This window comes from Bacillota bacterium, from assembly GCA_012727955.1.
Classification (GTDB): Bacteria; Bacillota; Limnochordia; order DTU087; family JAAYGB01; genus JAAYGB01.
In genome coordinates this window covers 34,360-58,148 of the sequence record JAAYGB010000008.1, presented here as the reverse complement: position 1 = coordinate 58,148, position 23,789 = coordinate 34,360, and the positions used below count along the sequence as shown (strand labels likewise).

Annotated in this window: 24 protein-coding genes and 1 pseudogene; all 25 read left to right on the top strand. The window is 53.3% G+C overall.

The genetic code is table 11. The annotated features are described in order from the left end of the window. Positions 1-1,011 (top strand): flagellar motor switch protein FliG, encoded by a 1,011-nt coding sequence (fliG, locus tag GX030_02280; GenBank protein ID NLV91207.1) that lies wholly within the window; start codon positions 1-3, stop codon positions 1,009-1,011. Then, positions 995-1,810, top strand: a complete 816-nt coding sequence (locus tag GX030_02275; protein NLV91206.1) for a hypothetical protein — start codon at positions 995-997, stop codon at positions 1,808-1,810. The genes fliG and GX030_02275 overlap by 17 nt, the downstream gene beginning before the upstream one ends. Next, positions 1,800-3,143: a flagellar protein export ATPase FliI gene (gene fliI, locus GX030_02270; protein NLV91205.1), complete on the top strand. Its 1,344-nt coding sequence runs from the start codon at positions 1,800-1,802 to the stop codon at positions 3,141-3,143. The genes GX030_02275 and fliI overlap by 11 nt, the downstream gene beginning before the upstream one ends. 11 nt (positions 3,144-3,154) lie before the next feature. Next, entirely contained in the window at positions 3,155-3,604 is a 450-nt protein-coding gene (gene fliJ, locus GX030_02265) for a flagellar export protein FliJ (GenBank protein ID NLV91204.1), read from the top strand. Then, positions 3,601-4,170: a hypothetical protein gene (locus GX030_02260; GenBank protein NLV91203.1), complete on the top strand. Its 570-nt coding sequence runs from the start codon at positions 3,601-3,603 to the stop codon at positions 4,168-4,170. Before fliJ ends, GX030_02260 begins: the two co-directional genes overlap by 4 nt. Before the next feature lie 52 nt (positions 4,171-4,222). Beyond that, positions 4,223-6,037: a hypothetical protein gene (locus tag GX030_02255; protein ID NLV91202.1), complete on the top strand. Its 1,815-nt coding sequence runs from the start codon at positions 4,223-4,225 to the stop codon at positions 6,035-6,037. A 36-nt stretch (positions 6,038-6,073) separates the two neighbouring features. Continuing rightward, positions 6,074-6,508 carry a hypothetical protein gene (locus tag GX030_02250; GenBank protein ID NLV91201.1) on the top strand — a complete coding sequence of 145 codons (435 nt, stop codon included), beginning with the start codon at positions 6,074-6,076 and terminating at the stop codon, positions 6,506-6,508. Positions 6,509-6,526: 18 nt separating this feature from the next. After that, positions 6,527-6,949 (top strand): flagellar protein, encoded by a 423-nt coding sequence (locus GX030_02245; protein NLV91200.1) that lies wholly within the window; start codon positions 6,527-6,529, stop codon positions 6,947-6,949. Positions 6,950-7,042: 93 nt separating this feature from the next. Next, a complete protein-coding gene (locus GX030_02240) occupies positions 7,043-8,611 on the top strand; it encodes a flagellar hook protein FlgE (protein ID NLV91199.1) in 1,569 nt (522 codons plus the stop codon). Between the two features lie 69 nt (positions 8,612-8,680). Further along, on the top strand, positions 8,681-9,481 hold the full coding sequence (locus GX030_02235) for a motility protein A (protein NLV91198.1): 801 nt from the start codon (positions 8,681-8,683) through the stop codon (positions 9,479-9,481). Beyond that, the gene (locus GX030_02230) at positions 9,474-10,253 is read left to right on the top strand and encodes a flagellar motor protein MotB (GenBank protein ID NLV91197.1); all 780 of its coding nucleotides are present in this window, start codon (positions 9,474-9,476) and stop codon (positions 10,251-10,253) included. The genes GX030_02235 and GX030_02230 overlap by 8 nt, the downstream gene beginning before the upstream one ends. Positions 10,254-10,309: 56 nt before the next feature. Then, a complete protein-coding gene (locus GX030_02225) occupies positions 10,310-10,777 on the top strand; it encodes a hypothetical protein (protein ID NLV91196.1) in 468 nt (155 codons plus the stop codon). 33 nt (positions 10,778-10,810) lie between these two features. Then, the gene (locus GX030_02220) at positions 10,811-11,806 is read left to right on the top strand and encodes a hypothetical protein (protein NLV91195.1); all 996 of its coding nucleotides are present in this window, start codon (positions 10,811-10,813) and stop codon (positions 11,804-11,806) included. Then, positions 11,796-12,200: a flagellar biosynthetic protein FliO gene (locus GX030_02215; GenBank protein ID NLV91194.1), complete on the top strand. Its 405-nt coding sequence runs from the start codon at positions 11,796-11,798 to the stop codon at positions 12,198-12,200. The genes GX030_02220 and GX030_02215 overlap by 11 nt, the downstream gene beginning before the upstream one ends. Before the next feature lie 7 nt (positions 12,201-12,207). Beyond that, positions 12,208-12,960 carry a flagellar type III secretion system pore protein FliP gene (fliP, locus tag GX030_02210; GenBank protein ID NLV91193.1) on the top strand — a complete coding sequence of 251 codons (753 nt, stop codon included), beginning with the start codon at positions 12,208-12,210 and terminating at the stop codon, positions 12,958-12,960. An 11-nt stretch (positions 12,961-12,971) separates the two neighbouring features. Next, positions 12,972-13,241: a flagellar biosynthesis protein FliQ gene (gene fliQ, locus GX030_02205; protein ID NLV91192.1), complete on the top strand. Its 270-nt coding sequence runs from the start codon at positions 12,972-12,974 to the stop codon at positions 13,239-13,241. A gap of 114 nt (positions 13,242-13,355) precedes the next feature. Further along, entirely contained in the window at positions 13,356-14,069 is a 714-nt protein-coding gene (gene fliR, locus GX030_02200; protein ID NLV91191.1) for a flagellar biosynthetic protein FliR, read from the top strand. After that, positions 14,038-15,183: a flagellar biosynthesis protein FlhB gene (flhB, locus tag GX030_02195; GenBank protein ID NLV91190.1), complete on the top strand. Its 1,146-nt coding sequence runs from the start codon at positions 14,038-14,040 to the stop codon at positions 15,181-15,183. Before fliR ends, flhB begins: the two co-directional genes overlap by 32 nt. A 44-nt stretch (positions 15,184-15,227) precedes the next feature. Continuing rightward, positions 15,228-17,324 (top strand): flagellar biosynthesis protein FlhA, encoded by a 2,097-nt coding sequence (gene flhA / locus GX030_02190; protein NLV91189.1) that lies wholly within the window; start codon positions 15,228-15,230, stop codon positions 17,322-17,324. After that, entirely contained in the window at positions 17,314-18,552 is a 1,239-nt protein-coding gene (gene flhF, locus GX030_02185; GenBank protein NLV91188.1) for a flagellar biosynthesis protein FlhF, read from the top strand. The genes flhA and flhF overlap by 11 nt, the downstream gene beginning before the upstream one ends. Further along, the gene (locus GX030_02180) at positions 18,549-19,448 is read left to right on the top strand and encodes a MinD/ParA family protein (protein NLV91187.1); all 900 of its coding nucleotides are present in this window, start codon (positions 18,549-18,551) and stop codon (positions 19,446-19,448) included. The genes flhF and GX030_02180 overlap by 4 nt, the downstream gene beginning before the upstream one ends. Before the next feature lie 69 nt (positions 19,449-19,517). Then, positions 19,518-20,306, top strand: coding sequence for a FliA/WhiG family RNA polymerase sigma factor (locus tag GX030_02175; protein ID NLV91186.1), 789 nt, complete (start codon positions 19,518-19,520; stop codon positions 20,304-20,306). A gap of 252 nt (positions 20,307-20,558) precedes the next feature. After that, positions 20,559-21,335 carry a 30S ribosomal protein S2 gene (rpsB, locus tag GX030_02170; GenBank protein ID NLV91185.1) on the top strand — a complete coding sequence of 259 codons (777 nt, stop codon included), beginning with the start codon at positions 20,559-20,561 and terminating at the stop codon, positions 21,333-21,335. Positions 21,336-21,431: 96 nt separating this feature from the next. Further along, positions 21,432-23,225, top strand: a pseudogene (locus GX030_02165) (UMP kinase). Beyond that, the gene (gene frr / locus GX030_02160) at positions 23,209-23,787 is read left to right on the top strand and encodes a ribosome recycling factor (protein ID NLV91184.1); all 579 of its coding nucleotides are present in this window, start codon (positions 23,209-23,211) and stop codon (positions 23,785-23,787) included. Before GX030_02165 ends, frr begins: the two are co-directional and overlap by 17 nt. Positions 23,788-23,789 lie beyond the last annotated feature (2 nt).

Sequence of the window (23,789 nt, the reverse complement as noted above, 5' to 3'; positions counted from 1 at the left end):
ATGCCAAATGTATCTGAGTTGACGGGAAGACAAAAGGCCGCTGTTTTGATGATTGCCCTTGGCCCCGAAGTCTCTTCCCGGGTACTAAAACATCTAAGAGAAGATGAAATCGAAGACTTGACCTTGGAAATCGCCGGAATGCGTCGGGTTTTTCCCGATGTTAAGGATATGGTGTTGGAAGAATTTTCCGAGATGTATCAAGCCAGTGATTTTATCTCTCGGGGTGGCGTTGACTATGCCAGGGAGATGTTGAGCAAAGCCTTGGGTGAGGAGCGAGCCGAAGCAATTTTGCACCGGCTCACTTCCAGTTTGCAGGTGCGCCCCTTTGACTTTGCTCGCAGAACCGATGCTGCTCAGATTCTCAGCTTTATTCAAAACGAGCACCCCCAGACAATTGCGTTGATCATGGCCTATTTGGAACCGGATCAGGCTGGAATCATACTTTCCGCCTTAAGTCCTGACCTTCAGGTTGAGGTTGCCCGCCGGTTATCGGTGCTGGATCGGACCTCCCCGGAGGTATTGCGGGAAATTGAGGCTCAGCTAGAAAAGCGATTGTCATCCTTTGTTACCGAGGACTTCAGTGTTGCCGGGGGTCTGGAGGCTGCAGTGAATGTATTAAATAATGTTGACCGAGGCACTGAGAAGACGATTCTAGATGCGTTAGAAGAAAGTGACCCTGACCTAGTCGATGAAATCAGGAAGCGGATGTTTGTCTTTGAAGACATTGTTCGGCTCGATGACCGTTCTATCCAGCAGGTCTTTAGAGAGGTGGAAAGCCGAGTCTGGGCTCTCGCCTTAAAGACTGCCGGGGAAGAGGTTAGCGAGCGAATCTACCGTAACATCTCCAAGCGAGCCGGTGAGATGTTGCGAGAAGAGATTGAGTACATGGGTCCGGTACGTCTGCGGGATGTAGAGGAAGCTCAGCAAACCATCGTGGCGGCTATTCGCCGGCTAGAGGATGCCGGAGAGATCGTCATCTATCGAGGTGGAGAAGATGAAGTTGTGGTCTAGTAGGATTATCAAAGCGGCTGAGCTTGAGGCTATCCAGGAAAATGATGGAGCCTGGTCCCGTTCCTTGGCCAGGATCAGCAACGGTGCAAGCGTCAGCTGGCCGGTGGATACCACAGCGGTGGATACTGTAGCGGTGGAGGCAGCGAAGCTGCAAGCTCAGGCCGAGGAAAAGGCTAGAGCTATTATCGCCCGTGCCAAGGAACAGGCCCAAGAGATCCTAGAGCAGGCCCGCCAGGAAGGCGAAAAAAAAGCCCGGAAGCAGCAGAAACAGGCCTATGAACAGGGGTTTGCCCAGGGCCAGAAGGAAGGCTATGAAGCCGGGTATAGTCACGGCCAAGCGACAGGTCAGGCTGAAGGGCAGCAAGCCTGGGTAGATAAAATACAACAGCTAACAGAGCTTATCCACCAAACGGCCGGGATCAGGCAACAGGCCTTGGCGCAAAGTGAAGGGGATATTGTGCAACTGGCCCTAGCCGTAGCAGAAAAGGTGATCCGTGAGCGCATTAAGCAAGCTCCTCAGGTGACGGTGAATGTCATCGAAGCTGCCCTGGCTTCCCTGCCGGGAGCAGAGCGGGTGCGAGTCAAGGTGCATCCTACGGTGGCGGCATTGTTGCAGGATAATTCCGACCTTTTGCAAGGGGTACAGGGGTTTGAGGGGATTGAATTTGTGGAAGATGTCTCTATCGAGCCCGGTGGTTGCGTGGTGGAGACGGAGTTTGGCAGTGTTGATGGCCGACTGGACACCAGGATGAGTCAAATTGCCCAGGCAGTTATGGACGTGATGCGCGATGGGTCGTGAAGCGGGCCCAAAGGCCTCACCTAAGCGACTATCCCGATATCTCGAGGCTGTTGCGGCCGTTGATGAATTTCGCCACTATGGAGTGGTGACCCAAGTGGTGGGGCTGACTTTGGTGGCCGACGGGCCTCGAGCCAATTTAGGTGAACTCTGTTATATCGACCGAGCCGATCAAGAACCATTGCCTGCGGAAGTAGTTGGTTTTAGCGACAAGAAATTACTACTCATGCCCTTGGGTGAACTCGATGGTATCGGTCCCGGCAATGTGGTGACCGCGGCCCGCACTAGCTTGCGGATCAAGGTGGGGCCCGAACTCTTGGGTCGGGTGATTGATGGACTGGGAGAGCCCATCGACGGCAAGGGAGCAATTCACACCTGCCAGTGGTATCCCCTGCAAAGGCAACCGCCGAATCCCTTGACCAGGCAGCGCATTCAAAGTCCATTGTCCGTAGGAGTCAGAGCCATCGACGGGTTGCTCACCTGCGGTAGCGGGCAACGGGTGGGGATCTTCGCCGGGAGCGGAGTGGGGAAAAGTACCCTGTTGGGGATGATGGCGAGAAACACCACGGCGGAGATTAATGTAATCGCGCTAATCGGAGAGCGGGGCCGGGAGGTAAGGGAGTTTCTGGAGAGGGATCTGGGAGAAGAGGGCCTGAGACGCTCCGTTGTCGTAGTGGCTACATCCAATGAACCGGCCTTGATCCGTCTCAAGGCAGCCTATGCAGCCACTGCGATCGCCGAATATTTTCGAGATCAAGGACACACTGTCTTGTTTATGATGGATTCTGTGACGCGGTTCGCCGCGGCGCAGCGGGAAATTGGACTAGCTACTGGCGAGCCCCCGGCTACTCGAGGGTATCCGCCGTCGGTCTTTGCGATGTTACCAAAGCTGTTGGAGCGCACTGGTCCGGGACCAGAGGGTACCATTACCGCCTTTTATACAGTATTGGTCGAAGGCGATGACATGAATGAACCTATCGCCGACGCTGTGCGGGGAATTCTTGACGGGCACATAGTTTTGTCCCGGAAGCTGGCAGATCAGGGACACTATCCCGCCATAGATGTCTTAGCTAGTGTCAGTCGGGTGATGCCGGAGGTTGTATCGGCGAAGCACCTTCAGGACGCAGCTCGAGTGAAGGAGCTTTTGGCTACCTATTTTGAACATGAAGACCTAATCAACATTGGGGCCTATCAGTCCGGCACCAATCCTCGGGTGGACGAAGCCATCGAGTATCACGAGTCGATTAATAATTTCCTGGTTCAGTCCGTCAATGAGGTGGCTAGGCTGGAGGACACCATCAATGCACTGCAGGCTGTAGTTCGGCAGGATAGGTAGGGAAGAGGAAAATGGGATTCGTTTTTTCCCTGGAGCGGGTCTTGCAGTTGCGGCGCCAAAGGGAGCGGCAGCAAATGCTGCGGTTAGCTGAAGCCCGGCGAAGAGAGCGTGACACTGAAAACCGGTTGCAGGCCCTAAACCATCGCCGCGAAGGGATTGAAATTGAGCTGCGACGATTCCAGCAGACTAGCCCCAGACCAGACATGCTACTTGCTTATTCCAGGCATTTGGCCGCCCTGGGTGAGCGGATTGACGCAACGGAGCGAGAACTTGTCTCTCGCCGGCAAGAGGTGGCGAAAGAAAGGCAGATCCTCAGCTCCCTGGCCAAAGACCGGAAGGTTCTTGAGCGACTACGGGAACGACGGCTCAGTGAGTACCAACAGGAGCAGCTTTACCAAGAGCAGAAAGAGCTTGATGAAATAGCTGGAAAGATGTATTGGCAGCAAGAGGGCGGTGGATGATGCGCAAATTTCTACTAGCAGTGTTTTCGTTGTTCTTGGCCATTGTGGTTAGCGTGATAACTCTCCAGGCAGCGGGAGTGGTGGATTTTGTTTCGTTGGCGATGAACCAAAGTGAGAAGATACCGGCACTAGCCCCCCATATTACCACCTATCGGTTGGGTCAGGAGGAAAGTGAAGAGCTAGCCCGCCAACGGCAAAGCCTGGTCGAGCAGGAGCAGAGCTTGCTGGCCTTGCAGGAGGAAATCGCATCATCTCGGGAAGAGTTGGAGGTAGAGCGGAGGGAGTTAGCGCTACAGTACGCGCAGCTAAAGACTGAAGCTCAAAGGCTCCAAGAGTGGGAGCAGGAACTGAAGGCCCAACAGGAGGTTGTCCAAGACCTTGAGCGGGTACGGAAGATTTATGAAGAGATGGATCCGAAACGGGCCGCCTCAATTTTCTCTGAGATGGACAAGTCAGTGGTAGTAACAATTCTCAGCGGAATGAAGCCGAAGCTGGCTGCCGAACACTTACAAGCGATGGAACCTCAACTGGCTGCCCAAATCCTACAGCTGCTGAGCAGTGAATAGGGTGAGCCAGTTTAGGTATATAAAGGAAAGATGATGGCAAAGGAGGTGAACTATGGGAATTGTAGTTAACGTGCCCATTGCACTCAAAACGGAACAGCAGATTGCCTTACCCAGTTCCGGCGCATTGGGGAAATCGCAGGAAGCTGGCAATTTCCAAGAGATTTTGGGCAATGCTGCTGGCCAGGGCGAGACATCTGTCAAAGGTGATGGTCCAAGGAACGAGGCCCACCGGGAAAGGAATGTGGCAGGCCAACCAGAGCGGCCTCGAGGGGTACCGACTGATGGCGAAACTGAGTCTGGTTCCAGCCAGGAGCTCGATGCGGTGACCTGGTCGCTGCTGATTTCTAATTTCAGCTCCGCTCCAATGGACTCCCTGGAAGACTCTCCCGCCGATGTATCCTTGTCCGGTAGTGAGTTGCTAGGGGTGGGTCCGGCACCGGATGCAGGGGCTGGCTTGGCAACGGTGACTGCCAGTCCGTCCCTAGATGTGAGGGAAGACATTGCCTTGCCGATGTCAATCCAAGGGTCTGATCCCCATCACCTGGCGACAGACAAGGGCGAGTTTCCAGCCAAACCCGGTGAGCTGGCCGGTGGTTTCATTGGCCAGGATAGCGGGCTGGTATCACCAGGGTTACCGGCAGGGTTGTCAGGCAGCTTTGTCGGTGTCAGGCGGCCTGTTGGTGGAGTAATGGGTGAAGCCTTGGGCAAAAGGAACCACCAAGGAACCCGACTGGGGCCCTTAAGATCAGTCCGAGTCCCGGTTGCTGCCAAGGAGCAGGCTACAGGGTCCCTTGGAGGATCCACAGCTCAGACTCCAGCCTCCAGACTTCCTGTTCAAGGGACTGGGGAAAGCCCAGTGGTAGAAGGCCAGATTGGTGAGTTGGATCCTGTGGCAGTCCCGCCTGCCAATCCCAGCGATCATAACCCCGCGCAGGCAGAAGGTGACGCTTTCTTCCCTGTTGGTCTTCAGGGACTGGTTGGGAAGCAGGTGTCGATGGGTGAGCAAGAACAAATGGAGCCCGTGGAGTCCAACTTAAGGCAGTCCGAGGAATCCGACCCGGTGATTGGACCCTTGAGTCGCTATCGCCCCAATAGCCCGGTGGCAGCGCAGAGGGCAATCAGAGACTACACCTGGCAACAGTACACAGTGACTGAAGACGACGGATTCCTTGATGCTAACACGGCTCCGCAAAGAACAGCGCCAGGGCTTGCTGCCTCGGTGGACAAGCAGGAGGACTTTGCGGGAAAAACCAATTGGGCAGCGGACAAATCGGATTTTGAGTCCGAGGCCGTAGTCCGCCGCGATGGAGACGGTGTCGTGGCGGCATCGGAGCTATTCCAGCAACCTGAGACTCGGTTTGATGGGACGGTGCAATCAGGAGCTGAGAGCTCTGCCCTTTCCGATCCCAAAGCCCTTGTCGATCAGGTTGGCTTGGCCATCAGGCGGATGGAGTTATCGAGGGTGGAAGATGTCCATGAGATGCAAATCGAATTACAGCCAGAATGGCTGGGGGAGATGAAGATTCGCATCGAGGTGGAACAACGAGGTGTGGTGGCCAGATTTGCCGTGGAGAGTCACCAGGTAAAAGCCGCCATTGAATCGGGATTTTCCGCACTCAGCGATCAACTCCAGGAACAGGGCCTACAACTAGCTGAGCTTGAAGTCGAGGTTTCTACCTTTGACACCAACTTTGCTGGTCAGTGGGGACATTCCCAATCCGATGCTGATCTGGGTGCCGGCTTTGCCCAAGAACAACAGGGCCGAGTAATGTCGTCGATGGCCCCCTTGGCCAGGAATGATGAGGATAGCGAGCCCGTTGTTGTATCCCGAGCTCGATGGGATTCCACCGTGGACTACCTAGCTTAGACTTCAGGATGAGCGATATGCAAGGAGGTGAAGAGAGTGATCATCAGCGGCAGTAGGACGGCCAGTGCGATGACTGACGTCACCACCACCGTGCAGAAGCAGGACCGGGAGCCAGTCAAAGAGTTGGATAAGAACGCCTTCTTGGAACTGTTGACGGTACAGCTGCGGTATCAGGATCCCATGAGTCCAATGTCGGATCAGGACTTCATAGCCCAGATGGCGCAGTTTAGTTCCCTGGAACAGACGCAAAATCTTGCGGAAGCGATGAATCGGTTTACCGACTCGTACATGCGAATCAGCGCTGTTAGTCAGGCAAGCAGTCTGTTGGGGCGGGAGGTCCAGGCTGTGGACCCTGAGACAGGCTCCACAATTACTGGTACCGTTACTAGGGTAACCTTCATCGATGGGGAGCCGCAACTGCATCTGGAAAAGCATGTGATCTCCATGCGGGACATCACATCGGTAGTGTAAGGAAGAGAGGAAGGGCCTATGGTAGATCGGATAGGCGGATATAACTACAGAATTGGCGGTCCTCGCCCGCAAAGGGTAACAACAGACGTAACCAAGGGACGAACTCAGCAGGCTCAGGGGCATAGGTCCTTTGCTGAGGTTTTGGACAAGCAGCTGCGGACCGATGCTAAGGCGGTGAAGTTCTCTGCTCACGCCACTGCTCGCCTCAAGTCCCGGAACCTTCAGCTCAGTGCTTCCCAGGTGGAGGCCTTGAATCGAGCCGTTGATAAAGCTGCAGCTAAGGGGTCTCGTGACTCGCTGGTTCTGATGGATGATATGGCATTGGTGGTCAGCGTCAAGAATCGGACGGTGATCACGGTGATGGATCAGGAAGGGATGCAGGAGAACGTGTTTACTAACATTGACTCCGCCGTCCTGATGAAAACAAGCGTTGATAGGTAAGAAAAGTCAAGGGCTGGACCTCACTCGAGGAAGCCCTGCGCGACCGCCGACTGACAGAGGCGGTTAGCCTAGGATGTTAGGAGGAAGTACCCGATGATGAGGTCTTTGTTTGCCGGTGTTTCGGGTTTGCGTAATCACCAAACCCGCATGGACGTCATCGGCAACAATATTGCAAATGTGAATACCGTGGGTTTTAAGTCTAGCCAAGTTACCTTTCAGGATGCTTTGAGCCAGACCCTGCGGGGTGCTTCTGCCGCCGCTAAGGGAAGGGGAGGTACCAATCCCCATCAAGTGGGGTTGGGGATGACCATTGGTTCCGTTTCAATCAACCATACCCAAGGCAGCACACAGCCGACGGGAAAACCTACGGACTTGGCTTTGGAGGGTGACGGCTTCTTTGTCCTAAGAGACGGAGCGAGACAATATTACACCCGAGCCGGTACCTTCAGCATGGATGAGCAAGGTAACCTGGTGAATGAGCCCAATGGGATGCTAGTGGTTGGCTGGAATGCCGATGCCAAAGGGAACATCGATATTAACAAGCCAGTGGATGCTCTCAAGATCCCCATTGGCGACATGATTCAACCCAATGCCACCAGTCAGCTGCAAATCGGCGGTAACCTGGATGCCAATGTAAATGGGCAGTTCCGGTTGGGCGGTACCAGTAAGATTACCCTTAAGGATACCGACACTGAGTATGAGCTCAACGTTACGGTGAAACCCACCGGTGAGTTCAATAAGTTTGAGATGGAGATTAGTGTTATTACTGGTGAGCTGACCATAGGTGATAATCCTTCGACCAATAGCGTGAGCATTAGTTTTACTGTAGAGGATGGCGAACTGAAACCCTCTAATCCGAGCGAGGAAATCAAGTTCTATGTCGACGGGATTAACATTGCTACCATAGGACTCAATAATGCTACCGATGGCAAAGACCTATTTGACATCACTGTCACAGATATGGAAGTATTCCAACCCACCATGGATTACGCAGCACCCCAGGTGACCCAGCAGTCTCAGGTGTTTGATTCCAATGGAAACTCCCACATCGTGACTACTGTCTTTACTAAGATCAGTGACACCGAGTGGAAGTATGAGGCCAATGTACCTGGTGGCGCGAATCCCGGCAGGGGTACGCTTGTTTTTACCAATGGCGGAACCATATCCAGCGTGGCAGTGGACGATGCGTTGACTTTTACTCCACCCGGTGCTGATCCAGTTACCATTGCCCTTGATTACTCTGCGATGACGAAGTATGCCGGTGAGAGCGATGCCTATTTGCTTTACCAAGATGGCTATCCCACCGGTGTTCTAGAGGGCTTTAGCATCGATGGGCAGGGCATTCTGACCGGGGAGTATTCCAATGGATTGACCAAGGCTCTAGGGCAGGTGGCAGTGGCTCGCTTCACCAATCCCGCCGGTTTGCTCAAGGCCGGTGAAAATGCCTTTGCAGAGTCTAATAACTCCGGTAAGGCCGATATCAAAGTTGCCGGGATTGGTGGCCGTGGCTCAATTACTCCTGGAGCTTTGGAGATGTCGAATGTTGACTTGTCCCAAGAGTTCACCGAGATGATTATTACCCAAAGGGGATTCCAGGCGAACTCTCGGGTGATTACAGCCTCCGATGAGATGCTGCAGGAATTGGTGAATCTGAAGAGGTAGATGAGGGGATTGTCGTTCCGGTATCAGGGGCCCTCCGGGGCCCCGCCTGAGTAGGGATGGTGTGTGCAGATGGATTTGTCAACGATTCTTGGCTTAATTGTGGGTTTTGCCTTACTTGCCTTGGCAATTTTCGGTCAGGGATCACTACTCGCCTTCTATGATGCTGCCTCGATTATGATTGTCTTCGGTGGTACCTTTGGCGCCGCGATGGTGCAGCATTCCAGAGAGGAAATTATGGGACTGTTTCAGGTGATTCGTGTCGCGTTCGTTGAAACGAGACACTCACCGCAGGCCATTATTCGGATCCTGGTGGGCATGGCGGAAAAGGCGAGACGAGAAGGGTTGTTATCCCTGGAAGCAGAGGTCCTAGAGGTTGACAATGCCTTCTTGCAAAAGGGGATTCAACTGGTAGTCGATGGTACCGATCCAGAACTGGTCCGTAATGTCCTGGAAATCGAGAATGCCTTCTTGCAGGAGAGACATTACGCTGGGCAGCAAATTCTCGAGTCCATGGGTAACTATGCCCCGGCCTTCGGAATGATCGGTACCTTAATCGGCCTGATTCAGATGTTAACGGGTCTGGACAGTCCTGAGTCCGTCGGGCCGGGTATGGCAACGGCCTTGATTACCACCTTCTACGGAGTAGTGGCCGCAAACCTGATGTTCTTGCCGATGGCGGGTAAACTGCGGATGCGCAGTGATAAGGAGGTACTAATGCGCCAGATCATCGTCGAGGGTGTTCTGTCGATTCAGGCTGGGGAGAATCCCCGTTTGGTAGAGGAGAAGCTAAAAGCCTTCTTGGCTCCCAAGCAGCGAGAAGATCAAGAATTGGATTCTCGGACGGGAAGAGAGGAGACTATCAGTGCGTAACCTGGGTAAGAAGCGCTCCTCTGGTGGCGGTAGCCCCTCATGGATGACTACCTATGCTGATATGGTTACCTTGCTGCTCTGCTTTTTTGTTCTGCTGTACTCCTTTTCAGTCTTAGACGTACAGAAGTTTCAGGCTTTTGTTGCTTCCTTGCAAGGTGCCTTGGGTGTTCTCGATGGTGGACTGTCGCTTTCACCGGAGTCAGCGGTAGGTAGCCCTCCTTCGGTCCTCGATCATAGTCTGCAAATTAGCCTTGAGGAAATTGCTCAGCTTCAGGACTTATATGATCTTCTGATGGCAATGCGTGAGGCGGGACAGCTGCCTGCAGAGGTGGAGCTTACCGTTGAAAGTAGAGGTTTAATCATTCGCTTTGCCGACCAAGTCTTTTTTGATCTGGGAAGGGCGAATCTGACGGAGCAGGCTCGTGCGGTACTCAATGAACTTGTTCCCGTTCTCCGGGAATTACCCAATCCCATCAGAGTTGAGGGTCATACCGACAACCTGCCCATCAGGAATCAGATATTTCCCTCCAATTGGGAGCTATCCACCGCTCGTGCGACATCGGTGATTCGGTTTCTCATCGAGGAGCATGGTTTTTCTCCCACGCAGTTGTCGGCGTCTGGCTATGGTGAGTATCGGCCGGTGGCGGATAACTCCACGGATTCCGGCAGAGCCAGGAATCGTCGGGTGGATATTGTGATCCTGCGTCTGGGCCTTAGCGAGGCTGAACCCGTGGGTGAAGAGGACCTGACCGTCGATTCTGTTGGAGATTAGTCGTCAAGCCCTTCCGGCGAAGTACCGGATAACTGGCACAAGGAGGTCAACCATCGATGCCTGGAAAGACGCAACTGGATTTGAGGTTTCTCGTTATTGTCATTTCGTTGATTGTTATCGCGACTATGGGAAGCGCTTATATGACGTTTGTCTTCTTCTCCCGGGGTGAAAGCAGTGGGCGAGCCGATGCCGTTAACGGTCAAGTCCGAGAGCCCTTTGGTCACACCTATGATGCCGGTACTCTGACTGTTAACCTGGCCCCTGGCCGTGGATTGTCCAACAGGTTTATCAGAACGGGGATCGTGATTGCTTCCCAGGACCCTGATACGGTGAAGGAGCTGGAAATCAGGGCTCCCCAAGTTAGGGATTGCTTGATTTCGGTGCTACGGGGTCGCACAGCGGAGGAAGTCCTATCCCAGCGGGGGATGACGCAACTAAAGCAGGAAGTCATTTCGGTCTTGAATGAGATTCTCGGCGCTAGAGCGATTTCCGATGTGTATTTCACCGATTTCGTAGTTCAGTAGCAAGGAAAGTTGGGTTGTAAGTGGGGGTAACTCATGACTAGTCGAGCCTACAAGGAAAGGATTAACCTATCAATGCTTTCTTCCTTGTTGAAACGCTTTGCTCTTCGGGGGGAAGACACAATCAGGCAACTCTTTGCCGTCAATACTATGGTCAATCTAGGCAAAGCTTCCCATGGTGAAGTTGAAGATATGGTACAGGCTCTAGGAAAGCCAGAGGGCTTGGAAGGTGTGGTCCTGTGCTATCAAATGACTGGTGCCATTGCTGGAGAATGTGCCGTGACCATAGACGAGCCTGATATCCACGCTTTGTTGGATAGAACTGTACTAATGTCCTCGCAGGTGGGGATGGCATCCAGTGTTCCAGCAGTTGAGGCTGTTGGTGAACTGTTATTGCGATGGTTGCGTCCTGTAACCAAGGGGATAGCTAATTTCTTGGAAGAGGAAGTTGAGCTTACGTTGCTATCGATTCACTCCTATTCTGACCTGGGGCGGGCTTTTCCCTGTGCCTCCGGGAAAGGAGCGGTCTTGGTCCCGATGGAGTGGTCTTTCTCTGATACTCAGTCGGTGCTGATGCATCTTTGGCTGGAGGGTGGGTTGGCGGCAGGATTAGTGGACAAATGTGTCCATGCATTACAGACGGGTCGAAGCTTGGCTGCCATAGATGCCAGAGAATCCCTGGCAAGTAGCCCCCGTCGGCCGGTGCAGGTCTATCCCTTTCGGCTCAAGTCCTTTTCTTCCACGGCAACTGACGCTGAGGCAAGGGAAATTGAAGTGTTGGAGGATGTATCCCTGGAAGTGGTGGTGGAAATTGGACGGACGACCCGCACAATCGGGGATATTCTCGAGTGGGAAGAAGGGACGGTCATCACCCTGAATAAGCTGGCTGGGGAGTCGGTGGAAGTTTTTATCAATGGCAGCACTATTGCTCGAGGAGAAGTAATGGTACTCGACGGAGTTCTTTCCCTGCGAGTCACTGAGCTAGTTGATCCGTCGCAGTATTGGAGTGGAGTGTTGTCCGGTGGACAGTAGTGTATTGGGCCTGGCTACAACGGTAAGTGAGACAAGTCCCAGCCTGGTATGGGAAGCAGTGCGAGTGTTGTTTGCTCTTATTTTGCTTATTCCCTGTGCTGTTTTTGTCACGCGGCTGTATGGAAGACGGCTGGGGGGAGGCAGACAGGGTCTTATTCAGATCCTGGGACAGGTCTCTCTCGGGCCTAACAATAGCCTGATACTCGTTGGCGTTCAAGACAAGATTTTTCTCCTGGGGGTTGCCAACGATGGGATTTCTACCATTGCTCAGTGGGACCGGGAGGAAGTTAAGTGGCAAGCTGCTGACTCTGCTTTCCAGGAAGAAGCTGGAGGTTTTGCCAACGTACTGAGCAGGGTCCTTCGGCAAAGAGGAGGGACCGATCGTGGGGAATAGGTTATGGTTGCGGATTTTGCTCTCGGGGTTGGTTCTGGCCGCTCTCTTTAGTCTTGCCGGCTTAGCTTCGGCGCAGACCATGGTCCCACTGCCGCAGATCCACCTTGGTGTAGAGGCATCGGATTCACCCCAAGATACCGCGGTATCGCTGCAGATCTTAGCGGTGATTACCATCCTCGCCGTAGCTCCGGCGATTCTTTTGTTGATGACCTCCTTTACTCGGATCGTCATTGTGTTGTCTTTGATTCGCAATGCCTTGGCTACAAACCAGACACCGCCCAGTCAAGTGATTATTGGCTTGGCGATGTTTTTGACCTTTTTTGTGATGGCTCCCACCTTTACCCAGGTGTATGAAGGGGCATTGGCACCTTATCTGTCGGGGGAGATGAGTCAGGCAGAGGCGTTGGAACAGGGCAGCAGACCGATTCGCCAGTTTATGATGAAGCATACCCGTGAGAAGGACTTGGCGGTATTTTACGAGATTTCTAATCACGAGCGCCCCGAAACGCCGGAACAGGTACCGATGCAGATTTTGATTCCGGCCTTTGTTCTCAGCGAGCTAAAGTCGGCCTTTCAGCTGGGCTTTGTCATTTTTGTTCCCTTTATCGTCATCGATATGGTGGTGGCATCGACGTTAATGGCCATGGGGATGTTGATGTTACCTCCGGTGATGATCTCGTTACCCTTTAAGATACTGCTATTTGTGATGGTCGACGGGTGGAATCTGATCGCAAGGTCTTTATTAGTTAGCTTCAATTAGGAGAGAGCAAAGTGTCAGAAAGTCTAATCATTGAGTTGGCCCGAGAAGCGTTATTGGTGGTCCTCAAGGTAGCCGGCCCGATGTTAGGCCTGGGCCTGTTGGTAGGATTGTTAGTCAGTGTCTTTCAAGCGACTACTCAAATCCAGGAACAAACTCTAGCCTTTATTCCGAAAATCCTGGCGATCATGGGGGCCATCGTTTGGTTCGGGCCCTGGATGCTTCGGATCCTGGTGGACTTTGCCCAGCGATTGTTTCTGGCCCTGCCTAGCTTTGTTCAGTAATGCGGCGTAGGGTGATCAGGTGTTTCGGGGAGGGAGGCGGCGGAACTGGGTTTTGAACAGCTGTGGCCCTATCTTTATTGGGGAGTCCTGTGCTTTAGTCGAATAATCGGTCTGATGATTATGGTCCCACCCTTCAACGCTCGGGGAGTTCCGATGCCCATTCGAATCGGAGTGGCTCTGGCGATCACGCTTCTTTTGGTTCCCACGTTGACCTACTATCCGACACCGATTCAGGAGATCACAGCATTGGGTATTGCGGTTATGCGGGAGTTGGTGATCGGTTTAGGGATGGGCTTTGTTGTCAGTATCGTGTTCAATGCCATTTACGTAGCTGGGCAGCTGATTGATGTGCCCATGGGCTTTGGAATGGTCAGTGTCTTGGACCCGAATATTGGCATCCAAGTCCCCATCGTCGCCCAATTTCTCAACATCTTTGCCACCCTGATGTTTTTCGCCATCGGTGGACCCAGGATTGTGATCCTGGTATTGGGCAAAAGTTTTCAGCTAGTTCCCCTTGGCCCTGGCCCCGTTAGTTCCGCGATAGCCAGTGTTGGTTTAGAGGCCTTCATCAAGATGTTTCTCATTGGCGTCACCTTGAGCTTGCCGGCGGTTGCCGCTTTGCTTCTTACCGACATCGCTCTGGGAATCTTGGCTCGAGTGGTACCCCAGATTAATGTTTTCATCGTTGGATTTCCCCTGAAGATTGGGGTTGGGCTGTTGATCCTAGCCCTTGGCATGCCGGTGTATATCTGGGCCTTGGCAGGGCTTTTTGCCAGTGATGGAGTGATTTGGACCTATGTGGAAAGATTCTTACGGAGTTTCCTGTAAGCCATCCTGGGACGAATTGGGAGGATCAACGTGGCAGTTTAACCTGCAGTTATTCGCCGATAGCGACAAGACGGAGCCAGCTACTCCGAAGAAACGGGAGGATGCCAGGAAACGGGGACACGTGCCCAGGACTATGGAACTGGGTACCGGTTTAGTTTTGCTAGGCGGCTCTTTTCTGTTAAGGAACGCAGACCGGTTGCTGGTACAACCCTTGGCTCAGTTGATGCAGATATCCTTCTCCCAGTGGCTGCCAACGCCCTTTACCGAAGAGAAGTTCCTCCAGGGAATTAGCCTGGTTTCTGGGTCAGTGTTTCTGCAGGTGGTGGCTCCCATTATGGGACTGGCGATGTTACTGGGGGCGGGGAGTCAGTTGGTGCAGGTGGGCTTCATGTTCATCGGTGAGGGCTTGAAGCCGAAATTCAGCCGCATTAACCCCGTGGAAGGCGTGAAAAGGATCTTTTCGAAACGGGCTCTGGCAGAGTTGGCCAAGGCAGTACTTAAGATCGTAATCATCGGGTATCTGGTCTACTGGGCCGTCAGTTCCCGAATCGGTGATTTTGTTGGTCTGTTGTATGCCCATCCCACGGAGGCTGCCGCTGCTACCTGGAATCTAATCTGTACCATTGGCATGATGGTAGGGGGCAGTATGCTGGCAATTGCCTTGCTGGACTATCTGTATCAGCGGTATGAGTATGAATTAAACCTGCGGATGAGTAAGGAAGAGGTCAAAGAGGAATTAAAGCAGACCGAAGGCGACCCGCAAATTCGCTCTCGGATTCGGCAGCGTCAGCGGCAGATTGCCGCCAGCCGCATGATGCAGCAGGTACCAACGGCCGATGTGGTGATTACCAACCCGACGGAAATTGCCGTTGCCCTGCGTTACGATGAGATGACGATGGATGCTCCCACTATTGTTGCCATGGGGGCGGGGTTCGTGGCCCAGCGAATTAGGGAAATCGCCAGGGCGAACAATGTTCCCGTTGTGGAGAACAAACCTCTGGCTCGGGCTCTGTTTACGACGGCCCAAGTGGGTGACATGATTCCCGTGGAACTGTATCAAGCGGTAGCTGAGGTCTTATCGGTGATCTATCTAATGAGGAATAGGCGAATCTAGCTTTTTTATCACTCTTGTATCACTAGGCAAGGAGGGGTGCTGAGATGGCGTCGGTTTTTGCCCCATCAAAGGGCGGCGGTCTCATTCAGAAAATTACCGGGCTTTCGGATCTGGGAGTAGTTGTAGTTGTTGTAATGATCGTGCTTATGATGGTCCTGCCGATTCCCCCGGCCCTTTTGGACGTTTTATTGGCGGTCAACATCAGCCTCTCCCTCTTGCTCCTGCTGTTGACGATGAATATCCATGATGCCTTGGAGCTGTCGATCTTCCCTTCATTGCTGCTGCTTGCTACCTTGTTTCGTTTGGCCTTGAGTGTTTCTAGCACCCGCTTGATTCTGCTGCACGCTGATGCCGGTAACATTGTTCGAGCCTTTGGCGATTTCGTTGTCGGCGGTAACTACGTGGTTGGATTTGTGATTTTCCTTATTCTGGTCGTGATCCAGTTCGTGGTGATTACCAAGGGCGCGGAACGGGTGGCAGAAGTTGCGGCAAGGTTTACCTTGGATGCAATGCCCGGTAAGCAGATGAGTATCGATGCTGATCTGAACGCTGGATTAATCGATGAGAACCAGGCCCGCCAACGACGTAGGAAGATCGAGCAAGAGGCGGATTTTTACGGCGCTATGGACGGTGCCACCAAGTTTATCAAGGGAGATGCTATCGCGGGTATTATTATTGTCTTTATTGACTTTATCGGTGGAATCATCGTTGGTGTTGCCCAACAGGGCTTTTCCTTTGCCGATGCTCTCCAGACTTATACTTTGCTGACAGTGGGTGACGGTCTAGTCTCGCAGATTCCCGCGCTGCTGATTTCTGCGGGAACGGGAATTATCGTCACCCGGGCTGGTGCCGATGCCAGCCTGGGCACGGAACTTAACGAACAGCTCTTTGCCGATTCCAAAGTGTTGTTGACCACAGCAGCGGTGCTGGGGCTTTTGGGAGTGGTGCCGGGCCTGCCGACCCTTCCCTTCATGGTCGTGGGAGCTATCTTCGGTGCTATTGGCTATGCCCTGTCGGGGGTCAAGGAGCAAAGTGCCGAATTGCAGGAGCAGGAAAGGGAGGCCCAGGAAATTGAGGCCAGTAAGGCACCGGAGAATGTTTTGGCCTATCTTCAGGTGGATCGCATCGAACTGGAGATTGGCTACAGCCTAATTGCCCTGGTGGATCAGGAACAGGGCGGGGATCTCTTGGATCGGGTGACGATGATTCGCCGGCAGCTGGTCCTGGAACTGGGTCTGGTTGTGCCACCGGTGCGGATTAGGGACAACATGCAATTGAAACCCGGTGAATACGTGATCAAAATCAAGGGTGTGCAGATGGCTAAGGGTGAGCTGTTGCTCAATCATTACCTGGCCATGGATTCCGGCGCGGTCACCCGGGAAATTGAAGGGGTCCAGACCCGCGAACCTGCCTTTGGCTTACCCGCTTTGTGGATTACCGAAGAGAAACGTGAGCAAGCAGAACTGGCGGGATATACCGTGGTGGATGCGCCCTCGGTCCTGGCTACCCATCTAACGGAAATAATCAAGGCCAATGCTGCAGAGTTGTTGGGCCGGCAGGAGACCAAGGCCTTACTGGATCATATGAGAACCGATTACCAAGCGGTGGTGGAGGAGTTGGTTCCCGGAATGCTTTCTCTGGGCGATGTCCAACGGGTGTTGCAGAACCTGCTGCGAGAGGGAGTGTCCATCCGTAATCTGGTGACGATCTTAGAAACCTTAGCAGACTACGGCGAAATGACCAAGGATCCCGATGACTTAACGGAGTTGGTCAGGGAAGCCTTGGGACGGGAGATTTCCCAGCAGTTTGCCGACGAGTCTGGGGTGCTATATGCCATCACCATCGATCCAATAGTAGAGCGGGAAATCGCTGCCGCTTTGGAGCACACCGATCGGGGAACCTTTATCAATCTCGATCCCCGAGTCGCCGGTTCTTTGCTCAATGAAGTGGCCATGGTCTGGCAGCAGGCGGCAGAAACGGGGTTAGAGCCGGTGGTGCTTTGTTCGCCCCAGACGAGGTTGCCCTTTAGGCGGTTAACGGAACGGTCACTGCCGCTGCTGCCGGTACTGTCCTTTAATGAGATTTCACCGGAGATAGAAATTCAGTCAGTAGGGATGGTGAACATCAGCAATGCGGATTAAGCGCTTTGTTGGCCAAACGATGCAAGAGGCCGTAGCGAAGATGCGAGCCGAGTTTGGTTCCGATGCGGTTATTCTGCAGACCAAAGAGGCCAGGAACCGAGGGTTGCGCCGATTCTTTTTCCCAGCCCCGGCCGAGGTCGTCGCCGTCCTGGATAAATCACTGTCTTCCCGTGGATCCAAGGACACCGGTCCAGTCTCTGGCCGGCGGGGGAGGCCATCGACCTTTGAGCAGGAATTGAAACGCAGTGGGCATCGCTGGCAACAGGAGACCGCGGCACCAGGGGAAACCCCCGGTATTACCGTACCGTCTCGTAAGGTGACGGAGCTTTATCGGGCCCAGCACAAGCCTGGCGGCGATGCGGGGCCGTTCCCGGCGTCCTTGGGAGAGATTTCGGAACCGATCAACGGGGCGTCCTCGAAGACCAACGCAGCTGAGATTCCTTCGCAGCTGCAGCCATTGGTAAACTTGCTTCGGGATGCCGATGTTGAGGAAAGACTGGCTGTGTCGCTGGTGCGCTGCGTTGCCGCGGAATTGGGCCCCCAGGCTGAGGACCCAGGGTTAGCTGCCGAGGCCTTGCGCAACAAGATCGCTAGTATTGTCAGGGTGGAGGAACCATGGCAGTTGACCGATGAGCCTGAGATCGTGGCTTTGGTGGGCCCCACCGGTGTGGGCAAGACCACCACCATTGCCAAGATCGCCGCTAATTACGCGCTGCTATCGGACAAGAAGGTGGGTCTGATTACCATGGATACGTACCGGGTAGCGGCGGTGGAACAACTGCAGACCTATGCCGACATGATTGACATTCCCATTGTCGTGGCTGTTGCTGCAAAGGATTTGCAGGAGGCCGTCGAGCAGCAGCTGCAGCACTGTGATCTGGTCCTGGTGGACACCGCCGGGCGCAGCCAGAAAAATACCGAGGAATTGCGGGAACTGAGCCGCATCTTTGACGGCAGTCCCTTAACCCAGGTCCACTTAGTACTCAGTGCAGCTACTCGCTATCGGGACTTGGCCGATATTATTCGGAGATTTTCTGTGCTGTCCCCGACCCACCTGATTTACACCAAGCTTGATGAGACGTCGGCCTACGGCAGCCTGCTCAACGGCTATGCCTTGGCCAAGAAGCCCCTGTCCTTTATCACCGATGGTCAGGAAGTTCCTGAGCACATCGAGGTTGCCACCGGTACCCGCATCTCTGATCTGATTATGGGAAGGGTTAGCCTATGAGGGATAGTATTCCAACTGGACAAGCCGAGGGTCTACAGAGGTTACTGCAAACCGCCACTTCCAAGGGTCAGCGGGAGGGTGGGGCTAAGATCCTGGCGGTGGCCTCGGGAAAGGGTGGAGTCGGCAAGACTAATCTAGCGGTGAATCTCGGCTTGAGTTTGGTTAGACTGGGCAAGCGAGTGGTGATTCTCGATGCCGATATGGGGTTAGCAAATGTGGACATAGTTCTCAACCGGATCCCACGGTATAACCTCACCCATGTCTTGTCGGGACAGAAATCCCTGATGGAGGCCCTGACGGAAGGACCCGAGGGTTTGATGTTACTGGCCGGCGGGACGGGACTCGAAGATTTGGCTAATCTAAGCCGGTGGCGCCTAAAGCGGTTGGTGGATTCCCTTCAGATCTTAGATGCCGAGTTTGATGTGATTATCATCGATTCCGGGGCGGGAATTGCCCATGCGGTAATGACCTTCGTTCTGGCGGCCCAGGAGATACTGGTGGTTACCACCGTGGATCCTACGGCAATTACCGATGCCTACGGCCTTATCAAGGTAATCGCCAACCGGAATAAGGCTGCCAACATTGGCTTGGTGGTCAATATGGTTAGCAGCAAGAAACAGGCTCAGGGGGTTTACGACAGAATTAGCGTTACGGTAAATAGGTTCTTGGGCATGGAGATCAAGTATCGTGGGGCAATCCCAGAAGATCCTATGGTTCGTAACGCCATTAGGCAGCAGCAGCCCTTTTTGCTCCGTTACCCAAGGTGTGCAGCGTCTCGGGCAATTAATGACCTGGCCCATCGTATCGTCGATGAGGAGCAACAACAGGAAGGGGTCGGCGGTATGAAGCTGCTTTTGCAGCGGATCGTGGGGCTTAGTATCGGAAGGACGAGGTAGTTTTCGGAGGCAGCAGGGACGGCCGATTCAGGGTCTGTCTAGTAATTCTCATGAAAAGGGGCGGGGATAATGATTGAGTTGAAACAACAACCACCAAGTGAAGCGTCCCTTTGGGAGAGATATAAGGACTATGGTGATTACAGCGCCCGAGATCAACTGATTCTTCGGTATACAGGATTAGTCAAGTACACCGCGGGCCGTGTGGCAATCGGGATGCCTAATTCCGTCGATATGGAAGACTTGATCAGCTACGGTATCTTTGGTCTCTTGGATGCAGTGGATAAGTTCGATCCTAACCGAGGCATCAAGTTCGAATCCTATGCTACAGTTCGTATCCGGGGAGCAATTATCGATGGGTTGCGAGCTGCCGACTGGGTACCGCGATCGGTACGAGCTAAGGCGAGAAGACTAGAGAGAACTGTGGCGGAGTTAGAGTTTCGTCTAGGGAGAAGTGCTTCGGAGGATGAGATTGCCAAGGCCCTGAACCTCAGCAAGGAAGAGTATTACGAAATGCTTGATGAGGTCAAGTCCACCACCATCACCTCCCTCGATGAGCTCTGGGGAGAAGGCGGCGAAGACGATTTCCTGCGACTGGGTGACATGGTTGAGGATACCAAACTGCCGGAACCGGGGCATGACCTAGAGGTAGAGGCAGTCAAGGCTACTTTGGCCCAGGCGATAGAGGCGCTGTCAGAGAGAGAGCGGCAAGTGATCACCCTATATTACTACGAGAAGTTGACCTTGCGGGAAATTGGTGAGGTGTTATCCGTCACTGAATCTCGAGTGTCTCAAATCCATACCCAAGCGGTGGCCAAACTGCGGAGCCGCTTAGAGCGGATTCGTCATGCAGTAGTTTGACTTTCTCATTGATACCCGACCTGTTGCACACAGAGTTGGAATTATGGGTATACTAAGTAAGCCAGGTTAGTGGGATTTATGAAAAAGACTCCTAATCTAACATTGCTTGGACAAGTAGGTTATGGTATACTATCCAAGGTGTGAATACACACGGTCAAGGACTTTGAGTCTCGGTGTCGATGGCAGTTCTGCTGTCGAAGGGCTCGGAGGATGAGTTGACCGGAGGAAAAAACCAAGAGAGGAGGTGGACGAATGGCACTCGTGTCAATGAAGCAATTGCTCGAAGCCGGCGTTCACTTTGGCCACCAGACGAGACGGTGGAACCCAAAAATGAAGGAGTATATTTTCACCGAGCGAAATGGCATTTACATTATCGACCTGCAGAAAACCGTGCGCCTAGTGGAGCGGGCATACAATTTTATCCGGGAGACGGTGGCAAATGGGGAGAGGATCCTCTTTGTTGGGACCAAGAAGCAGGCCCATGACACTGTCTTCGAGGAAGCTCAGCGGTGCGGTGAGTTCTACGTCAACGAGAGATGGCTCGGTGGAATGCTCACCAACTTCACAACCATCCGCAGTCGGGTTGCTCGTTTGAAGGAGCTCGAGAGGATGGAAGAAGAGGGTGCAATGGAGCTTCTACCCAAGAAGGAAGCTGCTATCCTGCGCAAGGAGATGGATAAGTTGCAGCGGTTCTTGGGTGGAATTCGCGAGATGGATAGATTGCCGGGAGCGGTGTTCATCATCGATCCTCGCAAAGAGCGGATCGCCATTGCTGAAGCTCGCAAGTTGGGTATTCCTGTTGTAGCTATCGTGGATACCAACTGTGATCCCGATGAAGTGGATTACGTTATCCCTGGCAACGACGATGCAATTCGCGCTATTCGCCTTCTGACCGGTATCATCGCCGATGCCGTGCTGGAGGGTAAGGAAGGTCAGCAGGATGTTCCGGCTGATCAAGACAGGTCCGATGTCGAGGAAGTGGCCTTGGAGGTCGAGACCGACGCCCAGGACGAAGGCGAAGAGGAGTAAGTAAAGGCATAGGCGATGTAACATTGGGTAGTTGAATGGGAAAGGGAGGGAAGGGGAGCCTTTCTCTCCCTTTATTTGAGCAGGGAGGTAATGCCGATGGCTGTTACGGCTAAGATGGTTAAAGATTTGCGGGAGCAGACCGGCGCCGGAATTATGGACTGCAAGAGGGCATTGGCAGAGACTAACGGAGATATGGAGGCTGCTGTTGCTCTGTTGCGGGAGAAGGGTTTGGCCGCTGCTGCCAAGAAGGCTCATAGGATTGCAGCTGAGGGCTTAGTCGATACATATGTGGATGCTGAGCATCGGGCCGGCTCCTTGGTTGAGGTCAACTGTGAAACTGACTTCGTTGCCAAGACCCAAGAGTTCCAGGACTTCGTTAAGTCTGTGGCTCGTCAAGTGGTAGAGAAGAATCCCCTTTGTGTCACCACCGATGAGCTGCCTGAAGGTGCTGATGCGTCCGCAGCGCTCCTGGAGCAGCCCTACATCGATGATCCCGAGAAGACCGTGGGTCATGTACTGAAGGAGAAAATTGCTGCAATTGGAGAGAACATGTCGATTCGTCGTTTCTCTCGTTTTGAGATTCCAGAGGGTGACAACGGCGTAGTCGGGTCCTACATCCACCTAGGTGGCCGCGTGGGAGTATTGGTGGAGGTTCGTGCCGAGCAGGCGTTAACCGATGTTGAGCCGGTGGTAGCATTGGCTCGGGATCTGGGAATGCAGGTAGCTGCGATGCGTCCGGAGTTTGTCAGCCGCGAGGATGTTACTGAAGATGTTCTCGCTAGAGAGCGGGAGATCTACAGAAACGCTGCCCTCAATGAAGGCAAGCCGGAGCAAATCATCGATCGCATCGTTGAGGGGCGATTGGGCAAGTTCTTCTCCGAAGCCTGTTTGGTGGAGCAAGAGTTTGTCAAGGATTCTGATCTGACCGTTGGCCAATATGTTGAGAAAGTATCGAAGGAAGTTGGCGTCAACTTGCAGGTAACCCAGTTTGTCCGCTACGAAAAGGGTGCCGGTCTCGAGAAGAGAAGCGATGATTTTGCTGCTGAAGTGATGGCCGAACTGAATAAGTAGAGAACACTTCGGTGTTCTCTTTTTTTGCGAAAGTCTCTGAGGGGACAATTAGCAGGAAGTGGAATTCCGACGAAGAAACTAATAGGGGAGATGGGGATGGAAAAGCCGAGATATCGCCGAATCGTACTGAAGCTAAGTGGTGAGGCTCTGGCTGGCGAACAGGGATTTGGAATTGATCTGCCGGTAGTCAACTCGATTTGTAAAGAGATTATGGCTGTAGTGGAACTAGGAGTTGAAGTGGCTATTGTCGTCGGCGGTGGGAACATCTGGCGAGGAGCCACCGGTAGCGCTAAGGGCATGGATCGGACCACAGCGGACTACATGGGAATGTTAGCTACCGTGATCAATTCTCTGGCCTTTCAAGATGCCTTGGAATCCATGGGTCTGGAGACTCGAGTGATGACCGCGATTGAGATGCGTCAGATCGCTGAACCCTATATTCGCCGTCGAGCCATGCGACACTTGGAAAAGGGTCGGGTCGTGATTTTTGCCTCCGGAACGGGGAATCCATATTTCTCCACCGATACGACTGCTGCTCTGCGGGCTGCTGAAATCGAGGCTGATGTGATTTTGATGGCCAAGCGGGGCGTCGATGGGATTTACGACATGGATCCCAATGTCAATCCCAATGCGGTGAAGTATGACCACCTAGATTACCTCGATGTAATTTCCCAGGGTCTGGGGGTTATGGATTCTACGGCTACATCCCTATGTATGGACAATCGCATCCCTATTATCGTTTTCGATTTTGGTAAGCCACAGAATATTGTTAAGGCCGTCATGGGTCAGAAAATAGGGAGCTATGTGGGAGGGAGATAAGTTGCCAGCCGAAAGTGTTTACAAAGAAGCAGAAGGAAAGATGCAGGCGGTGATTTCTGCCACGAGGAGAGACTTCGCATCGATTCGAACTGGGCGCGCCAGCCCTGCACTCCTGGACCGGGTGACTGTAGAATATTACGGGACTGACACCCCGTTGAATCAGCTGGCTAACATTTCGACGCCGGAGCCACGGCTGCTTGTGATTCAGCCCTATGACAAGAGTTCCATCAAGGCGATTGAGAAGGCGATTTTGGCCTCAGACCTCGGTTTAACTCCCAACAACGACGGCAATGTGATTCGAATTGCGATTCCGACATTGACAGAAGAGCGCCGCAAGGACTTGGTGCGGGTGGTCCGTAAGAACGCTGAAGAAAAGCGCATTGCCGTTCGTAACGTCCGACGAGATGCCAACGAGCAGCTAAAGAAACTGGCTAAGGACTCTGAGTTGTCGGAAGACGATGAACGCCGTTGGGAAAAGGAAGTTCAGGAGTTAACGGACAAGTATATCGCGCAGATTGACGAGCTCTTAGCCAGCAAAGAAGCTGAAATCATGGAGGTTTAGGG